The sequence below is a fragment of the Dactylosporangium sp. NPDC000555 genome (genome assembly GCF_040300025.1).
Classification (GTDB): domain Bacteria; phylum Actinomycetota; class Actinomycetes; order Mycobacteriales; family Micromonosporaceae; genus Dactylosporangium.
The window spans coordinates 56,374-65,903 of the sequence record NZ_JBEPDB010000049.1; the positions used below are offsets into that span (position 1 = coordinate 56,374).

Consider the following 9,530-nt stretch of genomic DNA (forward strand, 5'->3'; position numbering starts at 1 on the left):
CTCCAATTGTGGCAATTCAGGCACTATCGTCGCCTTGTGTGACGCGCCACGGTCGGCGGGACCGGCGGTGCGGGACCGGCCCGGGAGCGGTGGCTCCCGGGCCGGTCGGACACTCAGGTGCCGTAGACCTGGAACGTGAACAGCGAGTAGCCCCACGGGGTGGCGCGGGTCGTGCCGTAGATGCGCACGTACCGCGCGGACGCGTTCAGGCCGGTGTTGTCGTCCACGCCGCCGTCGCCGCCGGTGATGGACCGGACCGTGGTCCAGGTGGTGCCGTTGGCCGAGGTCTGGATCTGGTACGCCGAGGCGTACGCCGCCTCCCAGAGCAGCCGGACCCGGTTGATGGTGCGGGTGGAGCCGAGGTCGACCTGGATCCACTGCGGGTCGGAGAACGCGCTGGACCACCGCGTGGTCGTGGACGCGTCCACCGCGTTGGAGGCGGGGTAGCTGGCGTTCTCCACGCTGGAGGCCGTCGCCGGGCGGTTCAGCGCCAGGTCGGTCTGCTGCGGAGGCTGGCTGCCGACCGAGCAGTCACCGACGCCCTGCGCGGCGTAGCGGATGCCGCCGAGCAGCAGCGTGCGGATGCCCGCCTCGGAGTAGCTGGACTGGGTGTGACCCAGACCGGTGTAGAAGGACCGGCCGCCGTCGTAGGCCCGGCACCAGGTGTTGGGGTGGTCGGCGCCCATCGTGCCACCGCTGTACGTGGACTCGTCCAGCGTGGTCAGCACGTGCACCTGGGAGCGGGGGTTGGTGCGGTAGTTGTACCACTCGTCGGTGCGCGACCAGGCGGCCGGCAGCCCGGCCGTGGCCGGGTGCGTGGCGTCGGCGATGCGGACCGTCGCGGTCTGGATCGCCGGGTGGCTGGAGAAGTACGCCCCGACGAGGTTGCCGTACCAGGCCCAGTCGTACTCGGTGTCGGCCGCCGCGTGCACGCCGACGTAGCCGCCGCCGGCGCGGATGTAGTTCTCGAACGCCGTCTGCTGCGTGGCGTTGAGCACGTCACCGGTGGTGGACAGCCAGATGACCGCCTTGAACCGGGCCAGGTTGGTGGCGTTGAACTGGGCCGCGTCCTCCGTCGCCTCGACCGAGAAGTTGTTCGCCGCGCCCAGCTGCTGGATCGCGGTGATGCCGGTCGGGATCGAGTCGTGCCGGAACCCGGCGGTCTTGCTGAAGACCAGCACCGAGAAGTCCGGCGCGGCGTGGGCCGGCACCGCGGTGAGGCCGAGGGCGGCGGTGACGATGGCGAGGCAGAAAGCCAGTCTGCGCAACATGATCGGTGTCTCCCTTCCTGTTGTGGCGGTACGGTTCAGGAGCCGTAGACCTCGAAGCTGAACAGCGAGTAGCCCCACTGGGTGGCACGGGCCGTGCCGTAGATGCGCACGTACCGCGCCGGAGCGTTCAGGCCGGTGTGGTCGTCCACGCCGCCGTCGCCGCCGGTGATGGACCGGACCGTGGTCCACGTGGTGCCGTTGGCCGAGGTCTGGATCTGGTACGCCGAGGCGTACGCCGCCTCCCACAGCAGCCGCACCCGGCTGACCGTGTAGGTGGCGCCGAGGTCGACCTGGATCCACTGCGGGTCGGAGAACGCGCTGGCCCACCGCGTGGTCGCGGACGCGTCCACCGCGTAGGAGGCCGGGTAGGCCGCCGACTCGGTGCTGGACGCCGTCGCCGGCTTGTTCAGGGCCAGGTTGGTGGCGGCGGGCGGCGCCGTGCCGGTGACGAACGTGAAGCTGTCCAGGTCGAACAGGGCGGCCGTGCCGGTGCCGGCGAAGGTGACGTACAGCGAGGTGGTGCCCGCCGGCGCGCCGCTGATCGCGCCGGTCACGGTCGCGAACGTCTCCCACGATCCGGTCGACGTCACCGTCGCCGAGCCGATGATCGGGCCGGTCGGCGAGCCGGTGCGGAACTGCAGCGTGCCGCCCGCGCCGCCGGAGGAGACCCGGGCGGTGAACGAGGTGGCGTTGCTGAGGTTGTACGGGTCGAACTGAATCCAGTCGCCGTTGTTGATGTCACCGACGGTCATGCCGCCCTCGGCCGCGGCCTTGCTGTACTTGTTGACCCCGGACGACGTCTTGTAGTGCTCGGCCTGCCGGCGCTTGGGCGCCAGGATGCTCTGCGTGTGCGTGGTCAGGCCGCCGTTGTCGGTGTACGAGGCGTCGAAGATCGGGAAGATGTTCGCCGCGTCGTCGTGCTCACCGTCGACCGGGATGGTGATCGTGCCGGAGCAGCCGGTCTGCGAGGTGATCTGGTGCGCGTGCTGGTCGTGGCCGAGCACGTACGCCATCGTCACGCGCGAGCAGTCGATCGTGCCGTCCTCCGGGTCGGTGACGGTGACGCTCCACGGGACGCTCTCACCGAAGGCCGTCAGCCGCCCGGCCGCCGGGGTGTTGACGATGACCGTCGGGGCGGTGTTGCCGACGCTGATCGGCACGCTGGCCGTGCCGGTGGCGCCCTGCGGGTCACGCACCGTCAGGGTGGCGACGTAGTTGCCGTTGGTGGAGTACGTCTTGGTCGGGTTGGCCGCCGTCGACGTGGTGCCGTCGCCGAACGTCCACGAGTACGTCAGCGCGCCGCCCTCGGGGTCGGACGAGCCGGCCGAGGAGAAGTTCACCGTCAGCGGGGCCGCGCCCGACGTCTTGTTGGCGCTCGCCACCGCGGTCGGGGCACGGTTGCCGCCGGTGCCGACGTAGTCGTAGCGGTAGATCGCCGAGAAGGCGTCACCGTTGAAGAAGCCGGTGCCGTAGTCCAGGACGTACAGCGACCCGTCGGGGCCGAACTGCATGTCCATGACCTGCTTGCCGTTCCACGGGAAGTTGTCGATCGCGCCCGGCGACCCGTCCGCGTTGACCGCGATGGGCTTGATCCAGCCGCGGCCGAACTCGCCGGCGAAGAACATGCCGTCCAGCGCCTGGGGGAACTTCGTCGTCGACGGGTTGCTCGCGTTGTACCGGTAGACCGGGCCGGCCATCGGCGACTCGGATCCGCCGCCGAACGCGGGCGGGCTGCCGGCATCCCCGGCGTAGCGGATCCAGGCGGGCTTCGCCGCGGGCAGCGTGGTCAGGCCGGTGTTGCGGAAGGAGTTGTTCGTCGCGCCGCCGGCGCAGTTGAACTTCGGTCCGCTCGCGTTGGTCGCGAAGTCCCACTTGTTGTAGGTCTCGGAGGTGGTGTTCGTGCCGGTGCAGTACGGCCAGCCGTAGAAGCCGGGCCCGGTGACCCGGTCGAACTCCACCTGGCCCGACGGGCCGCGGTTGGGGTCCGTCGTGCCCGCGTCCGGGCCGTAGTCGCCGACGTAGACGACGCCCGTCGCCTTGTCGACGCTCATCCGGAACGGGTTGCGGAAGCCCATCGCGTAGATCTCCGGCCGGGTCTTCGCGGTGCCGGGCGCGAACATGTTGCCGGCCGGGATCGAGTACGACCCGTCCGCGTTGACCTTGATCCGCAGGACCTTGCCGCGCAGGTCGTTGCTGTTGGCGGCGGTACGCTGTGCGTCGTAGGCCGGGTTGCGGGTCGTCCGCTCGTCGAGCGGCGAGTACCCGGCCGACTCGAACGGGTTGGAGTCGTCGCCGGTGGACAGGTACAGGTTGCCCTGGGCATCGAAGTCGATGTCCCCGCCCACGTGGCAGCACATGCCGCGGCTGGTGGGGATTTCCAGGACGGTGACCTGGCTGGCCGTATTGACCGTGTAGTCGGCGTTGAGCGTGAAGCGCGAGAGCCGGTTCACGCCCGTCCAGGTCGCCCAGTCCGCGGCGGTACCGTTGGCCGGCGCGTCGCCCGCCGGGGTGTTCAGCGGCGGGGCGTAATACAGGTAGATGTAGCGGTTGGACGCGAAGTTCGGGTCCGCCGCGACGCCCTGCAGCCCCTCCTCGTCGTGGGTGTACACGGGGATGTTGGCGATCACCGACGTGCTGCCGCTCGCGGTGGTGCGCCGCAGCGTGCCGTTGCGGGCGGTGTGCAGGACCGAGCGGTCCGGCAGCACCGTGATGGCCATGGGCTCGCCCAGCGCGGCCACGCCTTTGGCCAGCGTGACCTGCTGGAAGTCCGCCGGGTTGATGGCCGCCGCGGCCGGGGCCGCCGGTGCGGTGAGCACGCTGAGTCCAGCGGCCACCGGGAGCAGCGCGGCCGCCATTGGCCACAATCGATTTCGTGCGGGATTTCGGTTCACATCTTCCCTTCCTGACTGAACTCGCCAGGCAGGGCGCGCGCCGCCGCGCCGTAGCCGGGGGTGGTCGCGATTCGACCTCCGTCGCGAACGCCTCCGCCTCCGCGCCGAACGGATCGTGCAGAGAACGCTTTCTCAGGCCCGTGGGAGCCACACTATGAGGTTCCGATAGAGGTGTCTAGATGTTTCGACGGAACTGACGAAACTTTCGTGGACTCAGCCGAAAGCGTCACCCTCAGCCACACACTCAGCCACGGCGTGGTTACGCCGGTCGATGTGACGGCGCGGCAGCGCCCGGGGTTGCCGGCCTCACCCGCAGCCGTCGAAGCCACCGTCCACGGGCTCGTGCCGCCACTCGACGCGGGCGAGGTCCTCGGCCGCCAGCTGCGTGCGAGCGTACGCACGGAACTTGTCCAGGACCTCCGGCTCAGCCGCGACGAAGCGCACCCTGGCGCCGGGAACGGCGCGGAGCTGGTCGAGCCGCCCGCGCAGCTCCCGGGTCAGCCCGTCGAGCCGCGCGCGGGCACGCTCGCCCCACCGCACGGCGGCCCCGGACGCGTCCTCGTCATCGACGTAGGTGAGCGTGCCCTGGTCGCCGACCCGCGCGCCCCACAGCAGCCACGCGTTGCCGCCGCCCTCGGCCTCGACGAGCACATGGGCGCCGCCCTCGTGGCGGTACCCGTGGAAGTCACGATCGCCGACACGGTACTCCCGGCCACGCCGCACACCGGTGACCTGCTCCTGGTAGACCTGCCGGTCCCGGGCGGCGACGCGGTCGACGGGGTGCCACCGCCCGGGCCCGCCGCCGGCGCCGATCGGCTGCAGGCACCGCGGCGCACCGGCCTCGACGCTCGGCGCCGGCGAGGCTCCCGGGCCGTTCCCCGCCGCCGAGCCGAGCCGGTCGATGAGGTGCTGGACGTCGGCCTGCAGGAGCGCCCGGGAGGCCGCCTGGGCCCGCGCCTCGACGATGTAGCTGTGACCGGCCGTCGCGACCGGCAGCGTATAGGTGGCCGAGCACCGCGCGGCGGCCCGCCCGCCGACCGGCATCGACACCAGCTCGGTGCAGGTCTTCAGCGGCCCGCCGTCAAGGGTCAAGTCGATGGTGACCGCGGCGTGGGCCTGCCGGACCGGATGGACATAGGGCGAGCGCCCCGTCACCGTGTTACTGAGCGTGACCACGGCCAGGCACGACGTCTGCCCGCACGGCCCGACCTGGATCTGACCATCGATGGCGAAGCCGACCCGCGGGTCGGACGCGTCCACGAGCCCGGCGACCCGCCGCTTGACGATCTGGAGAAACTCGCCGGTCTCGGCGCGGCTCAGCGGGGCCAGGTCGAGCGCCAGCCCGCCGGACGGCGCCCGTGCGGGCACGAACGTGGCTCCCCCGCCGCTGTCGTGCCGGCCGCTGCGCGGCGACGGGCTCGCCGGCGGCGCCGCGGAATCGGAGGCCGCCGGCGCGGACGCGCCGGACGACGGCCGCGCGGAGGGACCCGCCGATGCCGGCGCGGAAGGAGCGGACGCGGCCGGCGCGGATGGATCGGCGCCGTCCGACTCGACGCGGACGACCCGGGCCGGCACAGCCGTGCTGATCCAGACCACGGTGTCGCCGACGTGCACCTGCCGGGCCTCGACCCCGCCGACCGTGCCCACGTCGCCGAGCCGGGGCAGCTCCCCGGCGGCCGGCTCGGCCCGGTCGTCGCCGCCGTTGGGCAGCAGGTCGGCGGCGAGCACCTGCGGGATCAGCTCCCGCGGGTCGAAGCCGAGCGTGTCGAAGTCGATCCGCACCCACGCGTCGCCGTAGTCGCCCGCGGAGCCGGGGGCGCGGACCGCGGACCAGAACGCGGCGTCGCCACGGGCGAAGGCGCCGTCGTCGCCGAGGTCGAGCAGCTCGCCGCGGCCGCCGCCGACGTCGACGGTGGCCGCGGTGATGCCGTCGCCGGTGACCCGGCCGTCGACCCGCACCCCCTGCCCGTCGCGGGTGGTCACCGTGCCGCTGTAGTGCTGCGCCGGCGCGGCGCGCAGGTTGCCGGTGGCCTCCACGAGCAGCTCATACGCCAGGCGGCGGGTCGGGTCCACGCCGGACCTGCCCGCGTCGTCGTCCCGCCGGCCGCCGCCGGCCACCAGGTATGCACCCACACCGATGACCGAAGCGGCGATCGCGGCGACCGCGGTCACAATGACCCGCCAGCGCCGGCCCGGAGGCGACGACGGCGACGCGGCTGCCCGCCGTGACGGCGGCGCCCAGGCGAGCGGCTGCCACGGATGCCACTGTGGCGGTGGTGCTGGCGGTTCCTCAGGTCCTTGCGGCGACGACATGCCGACCTCCCCCATGTCTCGGCACGCGCCGATGCTATCCGAACCTGCCCACTCGCCCGGAAGCCGAACGACGTGTGGTGATGTGACAGTTACGGATCGTCCGCCGGCCCGAATTCCGCCATGACCGTCACGACCTCGGCGCGTACATGATGACCGCGACGCCGATCAGGCAGATGGCGGCCCCCAGCAGGTCGTAGCGGTCCGGCCGGAAGCGGTCGACGACCATCGCCCAGCCGAGGGAGCCGGCGACGAACACCCCGCCGTACGCGGCGAGGATCCGGCCGAAGGCAGCGTCGGGCTGCAGCGTGGCGACGAAGCCGTACGCGCCGAGGGCCGCGACGCCGGCACCGATCCACAGCAGCCCCTTGTGCTCACGCACGCCCTGCCAGACCAGCCACGCGCCGCCGATCTCGGCGAGCGCGGCGAGCACGAACAGCAGTACGGAGCGGATCGTCGTCATGTGGTTATCGCACCATGCCTCCGCTCGGCAGCCGCAGCCGCAGGTCACAGTGAGCGGCCCGTCACGACGCGCGCCCGGCGAGCGCGGCAAGCCCGACGAGCACGTCGGCGTACCGGTCCGGGACCTCGATGTCGAGGGTGAGCGCCTCGCCCTCGGCGGCGGGCCGCGGCGTGACGGTGAAGGCGAAGAAGGAGCAGCAGGCGGTCTCCCGCGCGGCCAGGTCCCGCACGGTGGCCTCCAGCCCGGCCGGGCCGGTCAGGTGCATCCGCGCGTGGGTCGGCGCGATCGGCTCGACCCGGTGTACCGCGGCGGCGAACAGGGCGTCGAACTCGGCGAGCCGCAGCGGCCGCTCGGCCGTGGGCAGCGTGCTGGCATCGGGTACGTCGAACGACATCGAAACTCCTCGACCGGGTTGTCCGGCGCCGCGGCGGCGCCGTCCACCCGACGGTAAGCCTGTACCCGGGCACCGATTGCAACTCCCGGTCCCGCCGCGGCGGGCGGGCTGATATGAGTTGGCCATGACGGAAGAGACGATTGGGATCGATGTCGTCCGCGGCGCGCTGGTCGAGGCCTGTCCCGGCGTCCGGGTCGGGGGCATCCGCCGGCTCGAGGCCGGCTACACCAGCCGGCAGTGGGTCGCCGACACGGACGAGGGGCCACTGCTGGTCAAGACGCCGGTGCGGGAGAAGGATCCCGAGCACCTGCGGCGGCTGATCGCCACGACCCGGCGGGCGAGCGAGGGTGGCGTGCCGGTGGTGCGGTTCCGCGCCTTCGTGCCCTGGAGCGCGCCGCTCGGCGCGCCGCTGCTCGTCCAGGAGTATCAGGACGGCACGCCCGCGAACGACGCCTGGGAGTCGATGGATCCGGCCCGGCGCCTGGCGTTCGCGGGTGACTTCGGGCGGCTGGTCGGGCGGATCCACGCCTGCCGCGGGCCGTGGTTCGGCGACGTCCTCGGCACCGAGACGTACCCGGACGTCCGGGCGTACCTGCACGCCCTCGTCGACGCACGACTGGCCGAGGCGCCGGAGGACCTCACGTCGGCCGGGCGCGGCGGCGTGGCCGCGGCGCTGCACCGGGCAATCGACGGCGTGGACCCGGATTGCGTACCGTCGCTGACCCACGGCGACCTGTGGCGCCAGAACCTCGTGCTCCGCGACGGGCGCATCGCGTGCGTGCTCGACTTCGAGCACGGTCGCTACGCGGACCGGTTCCTGGACTTCGGCAAGCTCGACGAGCACGTCTTCGCCGGCTTCCCCGAGGGACGGGAGGCGTTCCTGGAAGCATACGACGAGGTATGCGCGCGGCCGGAGGACTGGCAGTCCCGGGTCCGGCTCGGCAACGCCGTGCACGCGCTGTCGATGAGCGTCTACTTCCTGCGCTGGACCCCGAGGTTCGCGCCGCAGTACGTCCGCGAGCTGGACGAGTGGCTCGCGGGGGCCTGACGGCCGTCGCGTCGACGCTTGCATCGGTATGACACAGGCGGTACCAATGGGAAACCTTTCCATCATCGAAAGATTTCCGCGGAGGGAACGTCATGGGATCTCGGATCGCGGCGGCGATCACCGGCCGGGCCGGTGCGGTCCTGGTCCTGCTGGTGGCGGCCGGCCTGTCCGCGCTGGCGTTCGTCGCCTCGCCGGCCCAGCCGGCAGCCCGGCCCACCGACGGGCTACCGGCCGGCAAGCAGTCCACCCGGGTCACCGAGCTCGCCGACCGCTTCCCGAGCGGCCGCACCCAGACCGCCCTCGTGGTGTACGAGCGGGCCGCGGCGGCGCTGACCGACGGCGACCGCGCGGCGATCGAGGCGGCCCGCACCGCGCTGGCCGGGATCGCGCCCGGCGGCCGGGTGGCGCCCGCGGTGCCGTCCGGCGACGGCCGGGCCGCGCTCGTCGCCGTGCCGCTGCCCGACGGCGGCGGCGCGGCTACCTCCGAAGCGGTCGAACGGGTCCGGGCCGCGGTGCGCACCGGCGCGGCCGCGCCGCCGGACGGGCTCACCGTCCAGGTGACCGGCGGGCCTGCGTTCGGCCGGGACATCGCGGCGGCCTTCGACGGTGCCGACGTCACCCTGCTCGCCGCGACGGCGATCGTGGTCGCGATCCTGCTGTTGGTCACGTACCGCAGCCCGGTGCTGTGGCTGGTCCCGCTGCTGGTGATCGGCGTCGCCGATCAGGTCGTGGCCAAGCTGCTGCCCTGGGTCGCCCGGGTCGCCGGGCAGCCCACCGAGGGCCAGGTCAGCGGCATCGTCTCGGTGCTGGTCTTCGGCGCCGGGACCGACTACGCGCTGCTGCTCATCGCCCGGTACCGCGAGGAGCTGCGCCGCACCGACGACCGCCGCCGAGCGATGGCGGCCGCCCTGCGCGGCGCCACGCCCGCGATCGTCGGCAGCGCTACCACCGTCGTCCTGGCGCTGCTCACGCTGCTCGCCGCGGTGCTGACCACCAACCGCACGCTCGGCGCGGCGGCCGCGCTCGGCGTCGTGGTGGCCCTGCTCTTCAGCCTGGTCGTGCTGCCCGCCGCGCTGGTGTGCCTGCCCCGCGGCGTGTTCTGGCCGTTCGTGCCCACATCCCGCTCTCGGCCGGGTCGGGCGAGCCGGTGCGG

At 72.8% G+C, this 9,530-nt stretch carries 7 protein-coding genes; 2 read left to right on the top strand and 5 right to left on the bottom strand.

Annotation, left to right across the window (positions count from 1 at the left end):
* Positions 1–113: 113 nt before the first annotated feature.
* The 5 genes from ABT297_RS43215 to ABT297_RS26485 form a co-directional block, all read right to left on the bottom strand.
* Positions 114–1,271, bottom strand: a complete 1,158-nt coding sequence (locus ABT297_RS43215) for a ThuA domain-containing protein (RefSeq protein ID WP_502885648.1) — start codon at positions 1,269–1,271, stop codon at positions 114–116.
* Between the two features lie 35 nt (positions 1,272–1,306).
* Positions 1,307–4,126 (bottom strand): PQQ-dependent sugar dehydrogenase, encoded by a 2,820-nt coding sequence (locus ABT297_RS26470; RefSeq protein WP_350554336.1) that lies wholly within the window; start codon positions 4,124–4,126, stop codon positions 1,307–1,309.
* A gap of 342 nt (positions 4,127–4,468) precedes the next feature.
* On the bottom strand, positions 4,469–6,334 hold the full coding sequence (locus ABT297_RS26475) for a hypothetical protein (protein WP_350554338.1): 1,866 nt from the start codon (positions 6,332–6,334) through the stop codon (positions 4,469–4,471).
* Positions 6,335–6,602: 268 nt separating this feature from the next.
* Entirely contained in the window at positions 6,603–6,935 is a 333-nt protein-coding gene (locus ABT297_RS26480) for a YnfA family protein (RefSeq protein WP_350554340.1), read from the bottom strand.
* Between the two features lie 61 nt (positions 6,936–6,996).
* Positions 6,997–7,329: a hypothetical protein gene (locus ABT297_RS26485; protein ID WP_350554342.1), complete on the bottom strand. Its 333-nt coding sequence runs from the start codon at positions 7,327–7,329 to the stop codon at positions 6,997–6,999.
* Between the two features lie 124 nt (positions 7,330–7,453).
* Here ABT297_RS26485 and ABT297_RS26490 point away from each other — a divergent pair, with 124 nt between their 5' ends.
* Both ABT297_RS26490 and ABT297_RS26495 read left to right on the top strand, forming a co-directional pair.
* Positions 7,454–8,377: a phosphotransferase family protein gene (locus ABT297_RS26490; RefSeq protein WP_350554344.1), complete on the top strand. Its 924-nt coding sequence runs from the start codon at positions 7,454–7,456 to the stop codon at positions 8,375–8,377.
* Between the two features lie 92 nt (positions 8,378–8,469).
* The coding region (locus tag ABT297_RS26495) for an MMPL family transporter (RefSeq protein WP_350554346.1) at positions 8,470–9,530 on the top strand (1,061 nt) is incomplete at its 3' end.